A 21,495-nucleotide genomic window follows, 5' to 3' on the forward strand; every position below is an offset into this window, starting at 1 on the left:
CAATTCAACCTTTCTTCAGCGGCTTGACCAGATGGTCGAGCCCTTCGATTTTAATCGCCAACGTCATTTCCATCAGCATGCCAAGTTTGCCGTTGGGGAACTCCCCTTTGCGGGCGAACCACAGCAAATACTCTTCGGGCAAGTCGATCAGCACCCGTCCCTGGTACTTGCCGAACGGCATCAGAGTGTTGGCGATTTCAATCAGGTTCTCTTTTTCCATCAGGCACCCAGCAGGCGGATCATTTCCGCTTCGTCGATGACTTCAATGCCCAGCTCCTGCGCTTTCACCAGTTTGGAGCCGGCCGCTTCACCGGCAATCACCAGATCGGTTTTCTTCGATACGCTGCCGCTCACCTTAGCCCCCAGCGCCGTCAGGCGATCTTTGGCCTCATCGCGTGAAAGCTGACTCAGCGAGCCGGTCAGCACCACCGTTTTACCGGCAAACGGACTGTCGATCTCTTCCGCGACGATTACCACCGGTGCCGGCCAGTTAATGCCTATCTCGTCGCTGACCAGTTCCCGGATAACTTGCTGGTTAAGCTCTTCGTCGAGGAAATGACGCGTGTGTTTCGCCACGACTTCACCGACGTCCGGCACCTCTTTCAACGCTTCAATATCGGCGGCGAACAGCTTCTCCAGCGTACCGAAGTGGGCAGCCAGATTAGCGGCCGTGGCTTCACCGACCTCGCGAATGCCGAGTGCATACAGGAAACGGGCGAAAGTGGTCTGCTTGGACTTCTCCAGAGCATTGACCAGATTTTGCGCCGATTTTGGCCCCATGCGATCCAGCCCCGTCAGAATCCCTGCGGACAGACGGAACAGATCGGCTGGATTCTTGACGTACTCTTTTTCCACCAGCTGTTCGATGATTTTGTCGCCCATGCCGTCAACGTCCAACGCACGACGGGAAACAAAGTGCTTCAGTGCTTCTTTGCGCTGTGCAGCACAGATAAGCCCACCGGTGCAGCGCGCTACTGCTTCGCCCTCCACCCTCTCGACATCGGAACCGCAGACCGGACAATGCAGTGGGAACAAAATTTCACGCGCGTCCGCTGGGCGGCGCTCAGTCATCACCCCCACCACTTGTGGGATCACGTCGCCCGCGCGGCGGACAATCACTGTGTCGCCGATACGTAGGCCCAGGCGTTCAATTTCATCCGCATTGTGCAACGTGGCATTACTGACAATCACGCCCGCAACCAGCACTGGCTCCAGACGTGCCACCGGTGTAATTGCCCCGGTGCGTCCAACCTGGAATTCCACCTCACGCACCACGGTGATTTGTTCTTGCGCCGGGAATTTGAAGGCCGTCGCCCAGCGAGGTGCACGCGCCACGAAGCCGAGCGTTTCTTGCAGATCGATATCGTCGATCTTCACCACCACGCCGTCGATATCAAAGCCAAGTTGCGTACGGTCTTGCTCTACCTGGCGATAAAACGCCAATACCTCATCGCTGCCAGTGCAGCGTTGAGCGCGATCGCTGACTGGTAACCCCCAATCTTTGAACTGCATCAGACGCTGCCAGTGACTACGCGGCAACTCGCCCCCTTCCAGCAGACCAACGCCATAACAGAAAAAGGTCAGTGGGCGTTTGGCGGTGATCCGTGGGTCAAGCTGACGGATCGAGCCAGCGGCAGCGTTACGCGGGTTGGCGAAGATCTTGCCATCTTTACGGCGCGCCTCTTCGTTCATCTGCTCAAAACCAGCTTGGGGCATAAACACTTCGCCACGCACTTCCAGTCGGGCGGGGATATTGTCGCCGGTCAGCCGCAGGGGAATGGCACGGATGGTGCGCACGTTGGAGGTAATATTTTCACCCGTAGTGCCGTCACCGCGCGTGGCCGCACGAACCAGTTCCCCCCCTTCGTACAGCAAGCTGACCGCCAGGCCATCCAGTTTCAGCTCGCAGCAGAAAGTCAGTGGGTCACTGCTCTTGAGGCGATCTTGCACTCGCTTGTAGAACGCCAGGAAACTCTCTTCGTCAAAGACGTTATCCAACGACAGCATCGGCACTTCGTGACGGACCTGATCGAACGCTGCCAGAGGAGCTGCACCCACACGCTGGGTTGGGGAATCCGCGGTGATCAGCTCCGGGTGCGCGCTTTCCAGTTCACGCAATTCACGCATCAGACGATCATATTCCGCATCCGGCACTTCCGGTGCGTCCAGCACATGGTATTGATATTCGTGATGGCGCAGTGAGGTTCGTAGTTGATTGATTTGTTGGATTATCGATTCCATGGCTCACCATCAAAGATAAAAAACCCCCGGCAGGCGGGGGCTTTGTTGTTACGGATATTCAGTGCGCGTAGCAGCCGATCAGTCGTTGTTATCCAACACTTCACGAATGCGCGCTTTGTAGGTTTCCAGCTTCTGCGGGGTCATCATGCGGCGCTCATCGTCCAGCACCACACCACCCACATCGTCGGCGATTCGCTGTGCCGACTGCAGCATCAGCTTGAAGTTCTGATTAGCGTCGCCATAAGACGGCACCATCATGAACATCGACACGCCTGGCGTGGAGAAGTCGGACATCATCTCAGGATCAAAGGACCCTGGTTTGACCATATTCGCCAGACTGAACAGCACTGGACCGCTGCCTGCAGGACTGATATGGCGATGGAAAATGCCCATTTCGCCAAACTGGAAGCCCGCCTGCAACACGCTCTGCAGCAAGACTTCACCGCCGATCACGCCACCCTGATGTGCAGTCACGTGCAACACCAGTACGGTTTCTTTCAGTTTTGCCGGTTTGATGGCAGCAGGAGCAGGCTGAGGCTCGTTCACCACCGCTGGCTTCACTTCCGTCTGCGGCTGATGAGCAGGTTCGGCGTGGAACGCCGGTTCTGCTGCATGCGCCACTGGCGGCAGATCGTCAACGCGCGGTTCACGGCGTGTCGCAGGCTGCTGCGGCTCATCGTCTTCGTCCTGCGCGTAGTTGTCCAACAGGATGTCATCATAATCCGGCCGCTGGGACAGCGGTGGCGGAGACTGATGAGCAGCCGGCTGAACGGCACGCGGTGCTGGCTCAGCCGCCGGAGCAGGCTTGGGCGCAACCACGGGTTCTTCGCGAGCGGCATCAAAATGACCAAAGGACGGCTCATCCTGCGGGTGAGCGGAGCGTACACGCACCTCTCCCACGCCTTCATCGAGATCGTCGATCGGGGATTGTTCACGTTCTTTCTTAGAACGTTTGGCTGGGCGATCGCGGAAAAGCGATGAGCGTTCCTTACGACTGGTCCAAAGACCGTGCAATAACAACGCTATTATGGCGATCGCGCCAACAACGATTAATATCAGACGCAAATCCTGCATCATTGCTATCTCTGTTGTTCCAATACATTGCCACCGCGGCAAACATTCACTCTTTAACTCTATTTGCCCGAGCACACAAGTGCAAGTCCGTGCTGAACTTTATGCCAATAAAGATGATTACACTGCCTTTTTTTGCTGTTTTTTCAGCCAATGTCACCCTAGCCAGTAGAAAATCATCCCGATATGATAGCGATGCCTGTTCAGACAAAGAGATAACTTAAGATATGTCCTATACGCAGTCACCTTCTCACCCCACCAACGGCCTTCATTATTTTGCCGAAGGCTGGCGCCTGATTTCGCGCCCGGGGATTAAACGCTATGTCGTATTGCCGTTACTGGTCAACGTACTGCTAATGGGGTCCGCCTTCTGGTGGTTGTTCAGTCAACTCGGCGACTGGATCCCGAGTATGATGAGCCATGTGCCTAGCTGGTTGCAGTGGCTGAGCTATTTGCTGTGGCCGCTGGCGGTCATCTCCGTGCTGTTGGTGTTCAGTTATCTGTTCAGTACCATCACCAACCTGATTGCTGCGCCGTTCTGTGGCCTGTTAGCCGAACAGCTGGAAGGTAGCCTGACCGGCAAGCCGTTGCCAGACACCGGTATCTTCGGCATTGTGAAAGACCTGCCACGTATTATGGCGCGTGAATGGCGCAAGCTGGCTTACTATCTGCCCCGCGCCTTGCTGTTGCTGATTCTTTATTTCATTCCAGGCATTGGCCAGACTGTAGCGCCTGTGCTGTGGTTCCTGTTCAGCGCCTGGATGCTGGCTATCCAGTATTGCGACTACCCGTTCGATAACCACAAGGTGAGCTTCGCCGATATGCGCAGCGCACTGCGTCAGCATAAAACCGACAACCTGCAGTTTGGCGCGATGGTTAGCCTGTTCACCATGATCCCAATCCTCAATCTGGTTATCCTGCCGGTCGCGGTTTGCGGCGCCACCGCCATGTGGGTCGACCGTTATCGCACGCAATTCGTACGATCCTAAGCCATTTTCGGCCCCGCATTACGATTAATTCTTCGACAGGGCGCGCAATTTGCGCCCTTATCCTTGTGCTTAAAACTTATTTCCTAATAACATATAGATATACCAATTCTTTACTTCCCTGCCGGTACTGTTAGCGTATGCTTTCGATGTTCCCCACATTTTCATAGAGTTAAAGGACGGGCTATGAGCAAGATATATGAAGATAACTCATTAACAATCGGCCATACGCCGCTGGTTCGTCTGAACCGTATCGGCAACGGACGCATTCTGGCTAAGGTTGAATCTCGCAACCCTAGCTTCAGCGTTAAGTGCCGCATCGGTGCCAATATGATTTGGGACGCAGAAAAACGCGGCATCCTGGTCGCCGGCAAAGAACTGGTGGAGCCAACCAGCGGCAATACCGGTATCGCTCTGGCGTTCGTCGCCGCGGCGCGTGGTTACAAGCTGACGCTGACCATGCCAGAAACCATGAGCATCGAACGCCGTAAACTGCTCAAAGCCCTGGGTGCCAACCTGGTGCTGACCGAAGGCGCAAAAGGCATGAAGGGCGCGATCGCCAAGGCAGAAGAAATCGTCGCCACCGATCCAAACCGTTACATCATCCTGCAACAGTTCAGCAATCCGGCTAACCCAGCCATTCATGAGCAAACTACCGGCCCAGAAATCTGGGACGACACCGATGGTGAAGTGGATGTATTCATTTCCGGTGTGGGTACCGGCGGTACGCTGACGGGTGTCAGCCGCTATATCAAGAATACCAAAGGCAAGGCAATTACCACCGTTGCTGTGGAACCTACCGACTCACCGGTCATCACCCAGGCGCTAGCCGGTGAAGAAATCAAACCGGGCCCGCATAAAATTCAGGGCATCGGTGCAGGCTTTATCCCTGGCAACCTGGACCTCAAACTGGTCGACCGCGTCGAACAAGTCACCAACGATGAAGCCATCAGCATGGCACGCCGTCTGATGGACGAAGAAGGCATTCTGGCGGGCATTTCCTCAGGTGCTGCAGTGGTGGCAGCAGTGAAATTGGCCGAAGAACCTGAATTCGCCGACAAAACTATCGTGGTGATCCTGCCGTCCTCCGGCGAGCGCTATTTAAGCACCGCCCTGTTCGCTGATTTGTTCACTGAGCAAGAATTGCAACAGTAGTGCCCACTGTGCACAAATCGCTAAAAAAGCACCTTTCGGGGTGCTTTTTTGTGGACTGGATCAAAGTTTATAGCAGTCAAAGATTGATTTTACCTGCCAGCTTTAGTATTTAACGGTGCATTATTTCGGTGCGCAAAATTAATCACTCTTCATTCCTTGTTTAAGCTGAATCGATTTACTCATTTGTCGCTGATGCGTTAAACACGGCATAATGGGGAGCTGATTGAAACGACGACAGAAGCCAAATTTTTTGATCTGAAGTGCCTAACTCGTCGTTTTCTGTTGCATCAATGCTCGCCCCTGTACCATAGTCAGGCGCTAACCAGACAAGCTAAAGTCACACCCTTGGGCTAAACTTTAGCTCCACAACACACCAATAAGTTGGGGAAACATCAATGTTCCAGCAAGAAGTTACTATTACCGCTCCGAATGGTCTGCACACTCGCCCTGCCGCTCAGTTCGTTAAAGAAGCTAAAGGCTTCACGTCTGACATCACCGTGACCTCTAACGGTAAAAGCGCCAGCGCCAAAAGCCTGTTTAAACTGCAAACTCTGGGGCTGACTCAAGGGACCGTAGTGACCATCTCCGCTGAAGGTGAAGACGAGCAGAAAGCCGTTGAGCACTTGGTAAAACTGATGGCAGAGCTTGAGTAATCGGCCCGTCTTCTTAGTTAACACCAGTCAAGAGTAAGGTAGGGTTATGATTTCAGGCATTTTAGTATCACCGGGTATCGCTTTTGGTAAGGCTCTCCTACTGAAAGAAGATGAAATTGTCATCAACCGGAAGAAAATCTCTGCAGATGATGTAGAGCAGGAAGTCTCACGTTTTCTTGCTGGCCGCGCCAAAGCGTCCGAGCAGTTGGAAGCGATCAAGACCAAAGCTGGCGAAACCTTCGGCGAAGAAAAAGAAGCGATCTTCGAAGGCCACATCATGCTGTTGGAAGACGAAGAGCTTGAGCAGGAAATCATAGCCCTAATCAAAGACGATCTGGCTTCTGCGGACGCAGCTGCCTACACCATCATCGAAGGCCAGGCGAAAGCACTGGAAGAACTGGATGATGAATACCTGAAAGAACGTGCGGCTGACGTACGTGACATCGGTAAACGCCTGCTGCAGAATATTCTGGGTCTGGCTATCGTCGATCTGAGCGCGATTCAGGACGAAGTGATCCTGGTTGCCACCGATCTGACCCCGTCAGAGACCGCACAGTTGAACCTGGACAAAGTTCTGGGCTTCATCACCGATCTCGGCGGTCGTACGTCTCACACCTCGATCATGGCCCGTTCTCTGGAATTGCCGGCAATCGTAGGCACCAGCGACGTGACCAAGCAGGTTAAGAATGACGATTACCTGATTCTGGACGCGGTTAACAATAAAATTTACGTTAACCCAACAGCTGATGTTATCGATCAGCTGAAAGCCGAACAGAACCAGTACGTGACCGAGAAAAACGATCTGGCCAAACTGAAAGATCTGCCGGCAATTACGCTGGACGGTCATCAGGTTGAAGTCTGCGCCAACATCGGCACCGTGCGCGACGTCGCAGGTGCAGAGCGCAACGGCGCTGAAGGCGTCGGCCTGTATCGTACCGAATTCCTGTTTATGGATCGTGACTCACTGCCAACCGAAGACGAGCAATTCCAGGCCTATAAAGCCGTTGCGGAAGCCGTAGGTTCACAGGCTGTGATTGTCCGTACCATGGACATCGGCGGCGACAAAGATCTGCCGTACATGAACCTGCCGAAAGAAGAGAACCCGTTCCTTGGATGGCGTGCCATCCGTATCGCCATGGACCGCAGAGAAATCCTGCACGCTCAGCTGCGCGCTATTCTGCGTGCCTCTGCGTTCGGTAAACTGCGCATCATGTTCCCGATGATCATTTCCGTGGAAGAAGTTCGCGATCTGAAAGGTGAAATCGAGACGCTGAAAGCGCAGCTGCGTGAAGAAGGCAAGGCGTTTGACGAAACAATTGAAGTCGGCGTGATGGTGGAAACACCAGCGGCGGCGGTGATTGCTCACCACCTGGCAAAAGAAGTCGACTTCTTTAGTATTGGGACAAACGATCTAACCCAGTATACTCTGGCAGTAGATCGCGGCAACGAGCTGATTTCTCATCTCTATAACCCGATGTCCCCATCAGTACTTAGCCTGATCAAACAGGTTATTGATGCATCTCATGCAGAAGGCAAGTGGACCGGTATGTGCGGTGAACTGGCTGGCGATGAGCGTGCTACACTGTTGTTATTGGGCATGGGGCTGGATGAGTTCAGCATGAGTGCGATTTCAATCCCGCGCATCAAGAAAATTATTCGTAATACTAATTTCGAAGATGTGAAGGCGTTGGCAGCGCAAGCCTTGGCACAGCCAACGGCGCAAGATCTGATGAATTGCGTGAATAAATTCATCGAAGAAAAGACGCTCTGCTAAACTTCCACGACACTGGAACGCCGCCCAATTTAATGCTTAGGAGAAGATCATGGGTTTGTTCGATAAATTGAAATCTCTGGTTTCTGATGACAAGAAAGACACGGGCACTATCGAGATCGTAGCTCCACTTTCTGGCGAAATCGTTAATATCGAAGATGTACCTGACGTAGTATTCGCTGAAAAAATCGTTGGCGACGGTATTGCTATCAAACCAACAGGCAACAAAATGGTTGCCCCGGTTGACGGCACTATCGGCAAAATTTTCGAAACCAACCATGCTTTCTCTATCGAATCCGACAGCGGCATCGAGCTGTTTGTCCACTTCGGTATTGACACTGTTGAACTGAAAGGCGAAGGCTTCAAACGCATCGCTGAAGAAGGTCAGCGCGTCAAGAAAGGCGACGTCGTTATCGAGTTCAACCTGGCACTGTTGGAAGAGAAAGCCAAGTCTATCCTGACGCCGGTTGTCATCTCCAACATGGACGAGATCAAAGAGCTGATCAAACTGTCCGGTAACGTCACCGTTGGCGAGACCCCGATCATCCGCATCAAGAAGTAATCGCGAATGACCATAGAAACGGCGCCCAGTGCGCCGTTTTTTTTATCCCTTTCGTCTTTCAAACTGCAGCGTTGTTGGCTGCTTGTGCTTACCCAAGCCACTCACCAGTGTAAGCTACGGGGATTACCCACGCTTGCCGCCTGGCTGCAATTCGAAATCCTTTGGGTATACCGGCTGTAATAGACGTTATCGGCGCGCGTAGCCCCAGCGTACACGTAGTACGTGAGGACGCGAGCACTGCCCTGGTTCAAAATGGCAAGTAAGATAGTCTGTTATGACCAGCGCGGGATGCGCAGGGTAATAACCAACCCCTCTAGTTCGCCGTTGCGCGCTTCAACCTGACCGCCGTGCGCCAGCACCACCTTGCGGGTGATCGCCAGCCCCAGCCCGTATCCCTTGCCTGACAGTGCTGATTTCACGCGTACAAAGGGATCGAAAATGCTCGACAGCTTCGACTCTTCCACACCCGGCCCCTGATCGCTGACCTCTATCTGGAACAGTTGATCGATACGCGTTAGCACCACCGTCACTTGCTGTCCGTGGCTGGAGAAACGCAGCGCATTACGCACGATATTGTCCACTGCGCGACGCATCAGCTCGGCATTCCCTTTAACGGTATATTCCACGTCCGAACTGGCTTGCAGCACAATATCCACTCCCGGAACCTGCGCTTCGTAGCGTGCGTCGCTCACCACCGCATCCACCAGTCCGTACAAATCGAAATACTCTTCATCCAGCAGATTGTTGCTTTCGGCGCGTGACAGCGCCAACAGCTCGCCAATCATTTTATCCAACCGCCCTGCTTCATGCTCAATACGCTGCAACGAGTTTTCTACATTACCTTCATTCTGTCGCGCCAGACCAATGGCTAACTGCAAACGGGCCAGCGGTGAACGCAACTCGTGCGAGACGTCATGCAACAACTGCTCTCGAGCGCTGACCAGCAACTCTAACCGTTCCGCCATGCTGTCAAAGTCACGCGCCACCTCAGAAAGCTCATCATGTCTGCGGCGCATCGCAGGGAATAAACGCACCGATAAATCGCCCTGTGCCACGCGATCAAAACCGTCGCGCAGTTTGCGCATCGGCCGGGTCAGGTTCCAGGCCAACACCGCGCTGAATAACAACCCCGCCAACCCGCCTACCCACAGCATCGGAGCGGGGATATTGAAGAAATGCGAGCGCTTGTTCGGGCGGTACTCCTCCCGCAGGCCACGCATGTCGTAGCTCAGCAGATAGCCCTTACCGTCCCCCTCGCCTGCCACCCATTCTGTAACCGCTTTCGGCATCCGACGGCCTTCAAACACCGGCTCTTCCGGTGCCGGTGCCGGCGGTTGCGCCTGCGGAGTCACGGACAGCAAGCGCCGGTCATCTTCCGGCCAGTCTTTCAGCATCGCCTCGAGTGCCGGCATTCCACCACTGCGCAGTTGCGTCGCGGCAGAAGTTAAATGCAGCGCAATCACTCGCCGAGCCATTGCGTTTTCCGGCGGCTCGTAGCGATCGCCGTACAATGAAAAAGCGACCCACAATGCCTGGGTCATGATGATAAAGGTCAGCCAGAAGCCGAGCAGGATTTTCCAGAAGAGTCTTCCGCGCATGGGCATTATCGGATTCGGTAGCCGATGCTGCGCACCGTTTCAATACTTAACGCGTTGTCCGTCAAGGCGCCCAGCTTCTGCCGGATATTGCTGATATGGACATCAACGCTGCGGTCATAAGCTTCACGCGGGCGTCCCAAACCTTTTTCTGACAGCTCATCTTTTGATACTACGCGTTCAGGTGCACGTAACAGCAATTCGAGCAGGTTGAATTCGGAAGCCGTCAGATCAAACGGCTTGCCACGCCATTCGCTGCTACGGGTAGACGGGTTAAGACTCAGCTCACCGAAATTGATAATAACCTCGTCGTCCACTTCATCCGGGCGCTCGTCAAAACGGCGCAACACCGCACGCAAACGTGCCACCAGCTCACGGGGATAGCACGGCTTAGGCATGTAGTCGTCAGCGCCCATTTCCAGGCCGATAACCCGATCGATGTTATCGCCTTTGGCTGTCAGCATAATGATTGGCATACGGCTCTTTTTACGCACGTCGCGCAGGACGTCAATGCCACTCATGTCCGGCAGCATGATGTCGAGGATCATCGCGGTATAGTCGCCCGACAGCGCGCCTTCCACCCCGGCTTTGCCAGTCAGTACCAGCGTGGCGTTAAACCCTTCGCCGGTCAGGTATTCGCTCAGCATGGTGCCGAGTTCGAGGTCATCATCGACCAATAAAATTTTCATGCCTTGCTCCTTCGCGGATTTTCGCCATTTTCACGCCTATTTGTCTGCTTCGCAGCCGGTTTTACTCAATCCTTACATATTCCTGAACGCCACTTAACCGCAGACCCATCGGCGGCGCGTTAAATTAGTGCCAACAGATTTTTACCGCGCTTTTATGCCAGGGAACTTCATCGTCATGCCATCGTTTCAACGCTCAAAACGCTATCTGCTGCCCACTGTTATTGTGGCTGCTATCGCCCTATTTCTCTACTTCAGATCTCAAGGTGATACAGCGCCTCCCCGTTATATCACTGCGGTGGCGCAAACGCGCGACCTGGAACAAACGGTGTTGGCTGACGGCACCATTGAAGCGCAAAAACAGGTCAGCGTCGGCGCGCAGGTGTCTGGTCAGATAAAGGCCCTGTACGTGGCGCTGGGCGATAAAGTACATAAAGGGCAACGGGTCGCTGAGATTGACGACTTAACCCAGCAGAATGCCCTGAGGGACGCAGAAGCGGCATTGAAAAACGTTCAGGCGCAACGCGCATCAAAAATGGCGGCATTACACAACAATGAGCGCGCCTATCAGCGTCAGCAAGCCATCGTGGCGCATGGCGTCGGTATACGGGCAGATTTGGACAATGCTCAGGCCACACTGATTGCCACACGCGCCGATGTTAATGCGCTGGATGCGCAAATCGTCCAGGCGCAGATTGCGGTCAACACAGCACAAGTTAACCTCGGTTACACCAAAATCACCTCGCCGATAGACGGCACCATCGTCGCGTTACCGGTGGAAGCTGGGCAGACGGTGAATGCGGTACAAAGCGCACCGACCATCGTCAAAGTCGCTCAATTGGCAACCATGACCATCGAAGCACAGATTTCTGAAGCTGACGTGGTCAAGGTTAAAACCGGCATGCCGGTCTATTTCACCATCCTGGGTGAACCCGGTAAGCGCTACCGCACCACATTGCGGGCGATTGAACCGGCCCCGGATTCCATCAATGATGAGACCACCTCTTCCAGTACCAGCAGCTCCAGCAGTTCCTCCAGCTCCAGCACCGCAATTTACTACAACGGTCTGTTCGACGTCGCCAACCCTGACGGTGCGCTACGTATCTCAATGACCGCACAGGTGTATATCGTGTTAGCCAAGGCAGGGAACGCCGTGGTCATCCCCGCAACGGCCTTACAAGGAGACTGGGTGCAGGTGGTCGACAAACAAGGCAACATTGCCAGACGTCCGGTAAAAGTTGGTATTAACAACAACGTCGATGCACAGATTATCAGCGGCCTATTGGCCGGTGAGAGTGTCATTGTCAGCCAGGTGAATTCCGCAACCAAAAGCAGCACGCGCCGTATGGGCCCGCCGCCAATGGGAATATAACCATGAGCCAACAACCTTTGCTGCAACTGCGCGGCATCAGCCGCCGTTTTCAAGCCGGTGAACAAAACGTAACGGTATTGAACAATATCGATCTCTCCATTGGTCAGGGTGAAATGGTGGCGATCGTGGGCGCTTCCGGTTCCGGTAAATCGACGCTGATGAACATTCTCGGCTGTCTTGATCGCCCGAGCGAAGGCGATTACCAGGTGGCTGGCCGCAGTACTGGACAGTTGGATCGCGATAGCTTGGCCGAACTACGGCGCGAACACTTCGGTTTTATCTTCCAACGCTATCATCTGCTGGGCGATCTGAGTGCGCAGGGCAACGTGGAGGTGCCGGCAGTGTATGCCGGCCATCCACGCCGTTCACGTCAACAACGGGCAGCTGATTTATTACAGCGGCTAGGGTTGTCGCAACGATTGAATTACCGCCCAAGTCAGCTCTCCGGGGGCCAACAACAGCGGGTTAGCATCGCCCGTGCATTGATGAACGGCGGCGAAGTGATTCTGGCGGATGAACCGACCGGTGCGCTGGACAGTCACAGTGGGCAAGAGGTGATGAGTATCCTGAAAGGCCTGCACGCACGGGGCCACACGGTGGTAATTGTCACTCACGACATGCAGATTGCCGAACATGCTCAGCGCATCATTGAACTCAGTGATGGCAAGATCGTTGCCGATCGACAGAAAACCGTCCAACGCGTCGCACGCCTGCCAAAAGCGTTGGATAACACAACCAGCCGCTGGCAATCACAACGCGATCGCCTGCGCGAAGCATTCAAAATGGCGCTCTTGGCTATGGCCTCCCAGCGCCTGCGCACCCTCCTCACCATGCTCGGCATTATCATTGGCATTGCCTCGGTCGTCTCGGTAGTGGCACTGGGCAAAGGCTCTCAACAGCAAGTACTGGCCAATATCAACGCCATGGGCACCAGCACACTGGAGGTCTATCCGGGTAAAGATTTCGGCGATATGCGCTCAGCCGCAGTGCAAACGCTGCGTGCTACCGACGCCGACGCACTGGCACAGCAAGGATACGTGCACAGCGTGACACCGACCGTCTCCACCAGCACCACGTTCCGCTATGGCAACCAGTCGGTCAGCGGCACAGTCAATGGTGTCGGGGAACAGTATTTTCTGGTCCGTGGCTATAACATCGATAGCGGCATGGCATTTAACCGTCATAGCATCGAGCAGCTGATGCAGGAAGTCGTGATCGACGAAAATACCCGTGACACGCTGTTTCCTCACGGTACCAACCCACTTGGCGAAGTGATCCTGCTCGGTTCACTGCCTTGCCGCATTATCGGCGTCGCCGCTAAAAAGCAAAGTGGCTTCGGCAGCGATGAAAACCTGAATGTCTGGATCCCCTACACCACCGCGATGAAACGCATGCTAGGCCAGAGCTACCTGAAAAGCATTACCGTACGCGTTAACGATGATGTCGATCTCTCCAGTGCTGAGGATGGCGTAACGCGCCTGCTGAGCCAACGTCACGGTGGCAAAGATTTCTTCGTGATGAACACCGACAGCATTCGCCAAACCATTGAACAAACTACCGCCACCCTGACGCTGTTGGTGTCGATGATTGCGTTGATTTCGCTGGTGGTCGGCGGTATTGGGGTGATGAATATCATGCTGGTGTCGGTCACCGAGCGCACCCGTGAAATTGGCGTACGCATGGCGGTTGGTGCACGTGCCAGCGACATCATGCAACAATTTTTGATTGAAGCAGTTCTGGTGTGCCTGCTGGGTGGGACGCTGGGGGTGTTATTGTCACTGGCGATAGGCGTGCTGTTCAGCCAATTCAGCGATAACTTCACGATGGTTTATTCCACCGAATCTATCGTTGCCGCCTTTATCTGCTCGACATTAATCGGGGTTATTTTTGGTTTCTTCCCGGCGAAACGTGCCGCCGGGATGGATCCGATACATGCGTTGGAAAGGGAATAATACTCAGCCAAAAACACCGGTAGAAAGATAGCGATCACCGCGATCACAGATGATCGCCACAATCACACTGCCGGGGTTTTCTGCGGCAATCCGCAACGCGCCCGCAACGGCGCCACCGGAACTGACGCCGCAGAAAATACCTTCACGTTGCGCCAACTGACGCATGGTCTGCTCAGCGTCAGTCTGCTCAATGTCCAATACCTGATCGACCAGATCCGGGCGGAATATCCCCGGCAGGTAGGCTGGCGTCCAGCGGCGAATACCGGGAATATTGCTGCCTTCTGCCGGTTGCAGACCGATGATCTGCACCTGTGCGTTCTGGCTCTTCAGATAGCCACCGACACCGGTTATCGTGCCCGTGGTCCCCATGCTTGAAACGAAATGGGTAATACGCTGCTCGCTCTGTTGCCAGATTTCCGGGCCAGTGGTGGTGAAGTGGGCGTACGGGTTATCCAAATTATTGAACTGGTCCAGTACTTTGCCCTGCCCCTGATTGTGCATTTCCAATGCCAAATCGCGCGCGCCTTCCATCCCGACTTCGCGGCTAACCAGAATCAACTCTGCCCCATAAGCGCGCATCGCCGCCTGCCGTTCCAGGCTCATGTTTTCCGGCATCAACAGCGTCATAGCATAGCCTTTCAACGCCGCGATCATCGCCAGCGCAATACCGGTGTTGCCACTGGTGGCCTCGATCAGACGGTCACCGGGCTGTATCTCACCGCGCAGCTCAGCCTGCTGAATCATCGCCAGCGCGGCACGATCCTTCACCGAACCCGCTGGGTTATTACCTTCCAGTTTGACCCAAACCTCGCTGTTCAGTCCTGTCGTCAGACGTTGTAATTTTACCAGCGGGGTATTACCGATACATTGTTCAAGCGTTGTCACGATCTTTGCCTGTGTGTTGAAGTGCGTAATATAAAAGGCAACCCCGGGGTTGCCTTTAAAATGATGACGGGTATAAAAACTATCAGGCGCTTTTAGCTAACGCAACAGGTTGTAGTAGTTGATCGCCGGCGTACAGACGCGCATTCAGGCTGCCAACGTAATAACGACCGCCGCGCACCGGGTTTTCATTGCCTTCCGGCAAAATCACGCTGATAGGCTCCTGATGCCAGCCGATCGGCTGCACGGTCAATTGCCAGAAGTGGCCACGCGGGCTAACTTCCAGCACCTGCACCGGTAACGGGCAGCGGTCACTGCTCTCAGTACCCACTTCCATTTCCCAAGGCCGCAGGAACAAGTCCACGCTACCCTGGTGCATCGGCTGGAACGACAGCGGCCACTGATGCGCACCAACAAACAGCTGTGAACCGCGGATCTCGCCGCTCAGGCGGTTCACTTCACCCATAAATTCCAGCACGAAGCGGCTGGCCGGTTCACGCACAATCTCTTCCGGCGATCCCACCTGTTCAATATTGCCCTGGCTCATCACCACGATACGGTCGGCCACTTCCATCGCTTCTTCCTGATCGTGGGTGACGAACACGCTGGTGAATTTCAGCTCTTCGTGTAACTGACGCAACCAACGACGCAATTCTTTACGCACTTGCGCATCCAGTGCACCGAAAGGTTCATCCAGCAGTAAAATCTGCGGTTCTACCGCCAAGGCGCGCGCCAGGGCTACGCGCTGCTTCTGGCCGCCAGAAAGTTGTGACGGATAGCGGTTAGCCAAATGGGCCAATTGCACCATCTCCAGCAACTGGGTCACTTTTTGTTTGATCGCCGCTGCATTCGGACGTTCACGACGCGGCAACACGCTCAAACCAAAAGCGATGTTGTCAAATACTGTCATATGGCGGAACAGCGCATAATGCTGGAATACGAAGCCCACCCGACGGTCGCGCGCATGGACATGGCTAACGTCGGTGCCGTGGAAGCCCAACTTACCGCTATTTTGGTTTTCTAGCCCAGCGATAATACGCAGCAGTGTGGTTTTACCAGAACCAGACGGCCCGAGTAATGCCACCATCTCGCCGGAAGCAATGTCGAGCGAGATATCGTTCAACACCTTGGTACGACCGAAAAACTTGTTGATACCGTTGATCTCAATGCTCATGATTTTCCTCCCGCTCGAGACGTGCATTCTGACGTTCCAGACGCCATTGCAGGCCACTCTTCAAAAATAGGGTCACTATTGCCATCAGGGTCAATAAACCGGCGGCGGTAAAGGAGCCAACCGTATTGTAATCCTGTTGCAATAACTCAACCTGCAGCGGCAGGCTGAAGGTTTCACCGCGAATAGAACCAGACACCACTGACACTGCGCCGAATTCACCAATGGCTCGCGCGTTGGTCAGTACCACGCCGTACAGCAGCGCCCAGCGAATGTTTGGTAACGTCACCCGGCGGAACATCTGCCAGCCAGAGGCGCCCAGCAAAATAGCAGCCTCGTCTTCCTGACTGCCTTGACTCAGCATCATCGGCACCAACTCACGCACCACAAACGGACAGGTAACGAAAATGGTCACCAGCACCATGCCCGGCCAAGAGAACATAAGCTGGATATTATGCGCATCCAGCCAACCGCCCAGCAGACCATTGCTGCCGTAAAACAGCAGGTAAATCAGTCCAGCCACCACCGGTGAAACGGCGAACGGGATGTCGATCAACGTCAGTAAAAGTTGACGCCCAGGAAAGGTAAAACGCGTCACCAACCATGCCAGCAACGTACCGAAAACCAGGTTGAACGGTACGGTAATCAAGGCGATCAGCACCGTCAGCCAGATAGCGTGCAACATGTCGCGATCGACCAGGTTACTCCACATCGCGCCAGCACCTTTGGAAAAGGCCTCGGCGAAAATCGAAATGATCGGTACCACCAGCAGCAGTACCGAAAACAGCACGCCGATACCGATCAACGTCCACTTGCCCCAGTTGACGCGCGGGCGTTCGACGCCGTTGAACTCAGAGATATCCGCCATCAGTGCCCCCCGATGCGTCGGCCAAAGCGGCTCTGCAAAACGTTAATGCTGAACAGCAACAGCAGTGATGCAGCCAGGATCACCGAGGCAATCGCACTGGCGGCCGGGTAATCGAACTCCTGCAAACGAACAAAAATCATCAGTGAAGTCACTTCCGTCTTCCAGGCGATGTTACCGGCGATAAAAATCACTGCACCAAACTCACCCAGGCTACGGGTAAATGAGATCGCCGTACCGGCTAACAGCGCAGGCGCCAGCTCTGGCATCACGACGCGACGAAAGCTCTGCCAGCGTGTGGCACCCAGCGTTTCAGCCGCCTCTTCGTATTCCGGCCCCAACTCTTCCAATACCGGCTGAACGGTACGCACCACAAATGGCAGGCTGGTAAATGCCATCGCCACCGCAATACCCAGCCAGGTAAACGTCACTTTGATGTCAAAATGCGCCAGCCATTGACCATACCAACCGGTAGTAGAAAACAGCCCCGCCAGCGTCAGACCGGCTACCGCAGTCGGCAACGCAAACGGCAGATCGATCAAGCCGTCCAACAGCGTGCGACCCGGGAAACGGTAACGCGTGAGGATCCAGGCCATCAGCATGCCAAACACCGCGTTAAATAGGCTGGCAACACCCGCAGCCAGCAGCGTCACCTTGTAGGCTGCGACCACCTGCGGATTGGAAATTACCTCCCAATACTGCGCCAGGCTCATTTGCGCCAACTGCATCACCAGCGCACTGAGCGGTAACAGCAGGATCAGACAGGTGTAAAACAGGCTGCTCCCGAGGCTCAGTCCGAACCCAGGCAGAACCCGTTTGCTGGACAACGACAACATTACTTATGCCCTGCTGCTAATAACTGATCCAACTCACCACCGGTGGAGAAATGCGTTTTCATCACCTGCGGCCAGCCGCCAAACTGATCTTCTACCCGGAACAACTTGGTGTCCGGGAACTGGCTCTTCGCTGCCGCCATCGCCTGCTTATCGTAAACGCGATAGTAGTAGCTGGTGATCACCTGCTGCGCTGCCGGGCTGTAGAGATAATTCAGGTAGTCTTTGGCCGCCTGTTCAGTCCCGTTTCTTTCTACATTCTTGTCAACCCAGGCAACCGGGAACTCTGCCAGAATATCGACCGGCGGCACGATCACTTGGTATTTGTCTTCACCATACTGTTTACGAATATTGTTCACTTCAGATTCAAAACTTATCAGCACGTCACCCAAGCCACGCTCCACAAAGGTGGTCGTCGCACCGCGACCGCCGGTGTCAAACACCAATACGTTTTTCAGGAAGCGGGTCATAAAGGCGCGAGTTTTCGCCTGATCGTTACCATCAGCCTGATTTGCGGCACCCCAAGCGGCCAGATAGGTATAACGGCCATTACCGGAAGTTTTCGGGTTTGGGAATACCAGCTTCACATCGTCGCGCACCAAATCATTCCAGTTATGAATGCCTTTTGGATTGTCCTTGCGTACCAGGAAAGCCATGGTGGAATAGAAGGGGGAACTGTTGTTCGGCAAACGGCTCTGCCAGTCAGCCGGTATCAGTTGCCCACGGTCGTGCAGGATCTGTACGTCAGTAACCTGGTTGTAGGTCACCACATCGGCACGTAACCCCTGTAAGATCGCCAGTGCCTGTTTGGAAGAACCTGCATGGGACTGTTTGATGGTCAGCTTGTCGCCCGGATGCTGCTGGTTCCATTGCTGCTCGAAACCAGGATTCAATGCAGCAAACAATTCACGGGAAACGTCATAAGAGCTGTTCAGCAATTCAGTTGCCGAAACGGTGCCACTGGCTAACAGCGCCGCTGCCAACCATCCTTTCAGCACAATATTTTTAACCCGTGTTTGTTTCATTCTGCACCTTAGCTAACTGAGTCAATCTGTCGGGCTTTCGCCCTGATGTTGACCAGTGTATTTATAACTAGGTGCGGAGCTGTAACGCTTTTATATACCGTTTAGTGATTTTCAAGCATCAAACGCTATAAGGCAGGGCCGGGGCGGTTTTGGCGAGGAGGGATGATGATACCGGAGCCGACGATAGCCGACTCCGGTGTCGCTCTTACAGCGACAACAAGCGCGTCAGCGAAGGAGCAAAGTAATAGCTACCGGTCACTGCACGGCTGAAACGCAACATGGCATCGCGTTTACCGTCGAGATCGCCAAACATACTCAACAGCTGTTTTTCGATGTTATGCAGGCGTGCGCAATAGGCGATGAAATACAACCCGTGCTTACCGCTGGCAGTGCCATAAGGCAGGCTCTGGCGCAGAATCTTCAGGCCTTTACCGTCTTCTTTCAGATCAACACGGCTGACGTGAGAAGTGTCCGGGCGCTGCTCTGGCGGCAACTCTTCACTGTCATGCTTGGTGCGGCCAATAATCTGCTCTTGCTGTTCCGTGGTAAAGCGCTGCCACTGACGCAAGTTGTGTTCGTAACGTTGTACCAGCACGTAGCTGCCACCTTCATCCTCTTCACCTTCGGCAATCACCGCCACTTCAGGACGTTTGTCGCCCTGCGGGTTTTCGGTACCGTCGATAAAGCCACTCAGGTCACGCTCTTCTACCCAGCGGAAACCGTGGGTTTCTTCTTCAATTTTGATCGCATTGCCGAACGCCGCGAGCGCAGCCTGCGCCAGCGTGAAGTTAACGTCATGACGTAAAGATTGGATATGGATCAACATGTCGCGCTGGGTCGCCGGCGCCAACCCTTTACCCAACGGGGTAAATGGCTTCAGCTCTTTGGCCCCCTGACCGCTGGACAGATCGTGCCAGACGTCATAACCAAAGGCGATCACCGCGCCCAAATGGGCGTCGGGGAACTGCTGTTGCAGCTCGGTCAACGTCTGGCAAAATTGCTTACAGCCCTGACGCAAATCGGCAAACTCGCCCTGCACGGTGGCTTCCATAAAAATGGCGAAACGGCAGTGTTCCAGCAAAATGCCGCTCTGAACCTGTGTCATTGTCGTTATCCTCAATACCTGAATCGGGTAACAGGCTTCCTGTCACGAATGCGCGGTATCATACCGCAAGCAAGGGTAATTGCCTTGCCCGAACGCAAAGAAAACAAGGATACCCGTCGCCTTTCAAACCACAGCGTTGTTAACTGCACACAGTTACGTGGCCTATCCGTGGGCCACGCCCTTAGGGGCCGCTGCAAGCAGCGTTCACATCTGTTCCCGACAGATTTGTCACCCAAGTCACTTACTAAAGTAAGCTCGTGGGGACTCCCGTGCTGGTCGCCCAGCTGTGGTTTGAAATGCATAGGGTAAAAAATTTATGAGGGTTTGGCGCCGCGAATAGGGCGCCAAAAAGAAAGGCTTACTGAGGTTTGGCGTGCCAGATGATCTTGCTGACCGTCCAGCTTTTTAGTGTGTCATCCGGTGGGATAATGTCCTGCGGGCCAGCCCATTTGCCGCTGAAGATGTAGGTAACATACTTACTCTGTTCTGCCACACACTCCACTTTGCCTGCGTCGTCGCCACTGGCTGGTTTACAGGCACCGAATGCCTTCTTGTACATGTCACTGAACGGCGTACCGAGCTTGCTGCCCCATTCGGTCGCCACTTTGCTGTCCATCACGTCCACACGCTGCACGTGGCCTTTTGGTTCGCCGGTGATCACCAGCTTCACTTCATTACCGTCGATCGCCTGATAGTAAGAAACGATCTGACCCTGGCTGGTGGCCATGCCACCACGCAGACGGTAATCGCCGTTCAGCCCGTCGTTGATCGCGCTTTCTGACATCGGGGTGCCGGCATTCAAATCGCCAACGCCCTTGGCGCTGACCTCAAGGCTGCTGCCAAACCAGTTAAGTGGCGACAGGCTCGACCAGGAGAAGTTCGACATGGTCGAACAGCCGGTCAGTAACAGCGGGAGCCCTAACAACAGTGGGCGAATATTCATCTTTAGCTCCTTAACATCAAAGGCATGGGCCCGGCGTTTTGCTGCGTGCCAGCCTCTCACAACTGCCCACGCTTCGCCATCAGTTGCGAGCTTGGAGTGCAGAAAATAAGAAAAGTGCCGCCGCAGGCGGCAATTAACCCACCTCTTCTTGCTGAGTAAAGCAGGCTTTCAGCCGCTGGTTCAGCAGCAGATAAGCCAGTGCCAGCGCATCAAGCAGTATCCATAACATATCCAACGGTGGCTGATTGTCGGCCTGTTGCCACAGGCTGAACACTGAACCGCCCAGTGCCGCCAGTAGCGAGAGACAAAGCACCCAACGCCAGGCACGCCACAATCGTGGCCATTGGTGACGTCGTGGAGCCAACAGAAATGCCAGCGCCGCCGGCAACCCCAGCATGATCCCATACCAGAATCTTTGGGTATCCGGATAGAACAGCTGCAACAACCCTTCCCCCTGCTGGCGTGAAGCACCGGCCATCACAAACAGGATCCAGGTACGGGCTTGTAAAACCAGGACGCCCCAAAACCACAGCGGCAAACGCAGTGCGCCGTGATGATCGTAATCGTCGGGGGAAAAACGGTGTGGGGGTGACTTCAACGTCGATTCCTTATCAATCTCATGAGTAC

At 54.4% G+C, this 21,495-nt stretch carries 20 protein-coding genes; 7 read left to right on the forward strand and 13 right to left on the reverse strand.

The annotated features are described in order from the left end of the window. Positions 1-4 precede the first annotated feature (4 nt). From SGR01S_RS17165 to zipA, 3 genes are all read right to left on the reverse strand, one after another. The gene (locus tag SGR01S_RS17165; RefSeq protein WP_061808100.1) at positions 5-220 is read right to left on the reverse strand and encodes a DUF3820 family protein; all 216 of its coding nucleotides are present in this window, start codon (positions 218-220) and stop codon (positions 5-7) included. Continuing rightward, a complete protein-coding gene (gene ligA, locus SGR01S_RS17170; RefSeq protein WP_061808101.1) occupies positions 220-2,241 on the reverse strand; it encodes an NAD-dependent DNA ligase LigA in 2,022 nt (673 codons plus the stop codon). The genes SGR01S_RS17165 and ligA overlap by 1 nt, the downstream gene beginning before the upstream one ends. 78 nt (positions 2,242-2,319) lie before the next feature. Next, positions 2,320-3,318, reverse strand: coding sequence for a cell division protein ZipA (zipA, locus tag SGR01S_RS17175; RefSeq protein WP_037424006.1), 999 nt, complete (start codon positions 3,316-3,318; stop codon positions 2,320-2,322). A 221-nt stretch (positions 3,319-3,539) separates the two neighbouring features. Here zipA and cysZ point away from each other — a divergent pair, with 221 nt between their 5' ends. The 5 genes from cysZ (at position 3,540) to crr (ending at position 8,439) form a co-directional block, all read left to right on the forward strand. Next, positions 3,540-4,301: a sulfate transporter CysZ gene (cysZ, locus tag SGR01S_RS17180; protein WP_037424008.1), complete on the forward strand. Its 762-nt coding sequence runs from the start codon at positions 3,540-3,542 to the stop codon at positions 4,299-4,301. Between the two features lie 183 nt (positions 4,302-4,484). After that, a complete protein-coding gene (gene cysK / locus SGR01S_RS17185; protein WP_037424010.1) occupies positions 4,485-5,453 on the forward strand; it encodes a cysteine synthase A in 969 nt (322 codons plus the stop codon). Positions 5,454-5,848: 395 nt separating this feature from the next. After that, positions 5,849-6,106: a phosphocarrier protein Hpr gene (gene ptsH / locus SGR01S_RS17190; RefSeq protein WP_004936458.1), complete on the forward strand. Its 258-nt coding sequence runs from the start codon at positions 5,849-5,851 to the stop codon at positions 6,104-6,106. Between the two features lie 46 nt (positions 6,107-6,152). Continuing rightward, complete coding sequence (gene ptsI, locus SGR01S_RS17195; protein WP_037424013.1) at positions 6,153-7,880, forward strand: phosphoenolpyruvate-protein phosphotransferase PtsI; 1,728 nt, start codon at positions 6,153-6,155, stop codon at positions 7,878-7,880. A 49-nt stretch (positions 7,881-7,929) separates the two neighbouring features. After that, entirely contained in the window at positions 7,930-8,439 is a 510-nt protein-coding gene (gene crr / locus SGR01S_RS17200; RefSeq protein WP_037424016.1) for a PTS glucose transporter subunit IIA, read from the forward strand. A 272-nt stretch (positions 8,440-8,711) separates the two neighbouring features. Here the strand turns inward: crr and SGR01S_RS17205 are convergent, their stop codons facing one another. After that, on the reverse strand, positions 8,712-10,037 hold the full coding sequence (locus SGR01S_RS17205; protein WP_061808117.1) for an ATP-binding protein: 1,326 nt from the start codon (positions 10,035-10,037) through the stop codon (positions 8,712-8,714). Between the two features lie 5 nt (positions 10,038-10,042). Next, a complete protein-coding gene (locus tag SGR01S_RS17210; RefSeq protein WP_061808102.1) occupies positions 10,043-10,723 on the reverse strand; it encodes a response regulator transcription factor in 681 nt (226 codons plus the stop codon). Positions 10,724-10,898: 175 nt separating this feature from the next. Between SGR01S_RS17210 and SGR01S_RS17215 the strand changes: the two genes are divergently transcribed. After that, positions 10,899-12,092 carry an efflux RND transporter periplasmic adaptor subunit gene (locus SGR01S_RS17215; RefSeq protein ID WP_061808103.1) on the forward strand — a complete coding sequence of 398 codons (1,194 nt, stop codon included), beginning with the start codon at positions 10,899-10,901 and terminating at the stop codon, positions 12,090-12,092. Positions 12,093-12,094: 2 nt separating this feature from the next. Further along, entirely contained in the window at positions 12,095-14,044 is a 1,950-nt protein-coding gene (locus tag SGR01S_RS17220; RefSeq protein ID WP_061808104.1) for a MacB family efflux pump subunit, read from the forward strand. Between the two features lie 3 nt (positions 14,045-14,047). Here SGR01S_RS17220 and cysM read toward each other — a convergent pair whose 3' ends face one another. The 8 genes from cysM to SGR01S_RS17260 all read right to left on the reverse strand — a co-directional run bounded on the left by cysM (position 14,048) and on the right by SGR01S_RS17260 (position 21,466). Next, a complete protein-coding gene (cysM, locus tag SGR01S_RS17225; protein ID WP_061808105.1) occupies positions 14,048-14,929 on the reverse strand; it encodes a cysteine synthase CysM in 882 nt (293 codons plus the stop codon). An 82-nt stretch (positions 14,930-15,011) separates the two neighbouring features. Next, positions 15,012-16,100: a sulfate/thiosulfate ABC transporter ATP-binding protein CysA gene (gene cysA / locus SGR01S_RS17230; protein WP_061808106.1), complete on the reverse strand. Its 1,089-nt coding sequence runs from the start codon at positions 16,098-16,100 to the stop codon at positions 15,012-15,014. Continuing rightward, complete coding sequence (cysW, locus tag SGR01S_RS17235) at positions 16,090-16,965, reverse strand: sulfate/thiosulfate ABC transporter permease CysW (protein WP_037424033.1); 876 nt, start codon at positions 16,963-16,965, stop codon at positions 16,090-16,092. Before cysW ends, cysA begins: the two co-directional genes overlap by 11 nt. Next, positions 16,965-17,798: a sulfate/thiosulfate ABC transporter permease CysT gene (cysT, locus tag SGR01S_RS17240; protein ID WP_037424035.1), complete on the reverse strand. Its 834-nt coding sequence runs from the start codon at positions 17,796-17,798 to the stop codon at positions 16,965-16,967. The genes cysW and cysT overlap by 1 nt, the downstream gene beginning before the upstream one ends. Further along, positions 17,798-18,820 (reverse strand): sulfate ABC transporter substrate-binding protein, encoded by a 1,023-nt coding sequence (locus SGR01S_RS17245; protein WP_061808107.1) that lies wholly within the window; start codon positions 18,818-18,820, stop codon positions 17,798-17,800. Before SGR01S_RS17245 ends, cysT begins: the two co-directional genes overlap by 1 nt. Before the next feature lie 205 nt (positions 18,821-19,025). Then, complete coding sequence (locus SGR01S_RS17250; RefSeq protein WP_037424042.1) at positions 19,026-19,925, reverse strand: Dyp-type peroxidase; 900 nt, start codon at positions 19,923-19,925, stop codon at positions 19,026-19,028. A 358-nt stretch (positions 19,926-20,283) separates the two neighbouring features. Beyond that, the gene (locus tag SGR01S_RS17255) at positions 20,284-20,868 is read right to left on the reverse strand and encodes an RpoE-regulated lipoprotein (RefSeq protein ID WP_061808108.1); all 585 of its coding nucleotides are present in this window, start codon (positions 20,866-20,868) and stop codon (positions 20,284-20,286) included. Between the two features lie 133 nt (positions 20,869-21,001). Continuing rightward, positions 21,002-21,466, reverse strand: a complete 465-nt coding sequence (locus SGR01S_RS17260; RefSeq protein ID WP_037424048.1) for a DUF2919 domain-containing protein — start codon at positions 21,464-21,466, stop codon at positions 21,002-21,004. Between the last annotated feature and the right edge of the window lie 29 nt (positions 21,467-21,495).

Source organism: Serratia grimesii NBRC 13537, assembly GCF_001590905.1.
GTDB lineage: Bacteria > Pseudomonadota > Gammaproteobacteria > Enterobacterales > Enterobacteriaceae > Serratia > Serratia grimesii.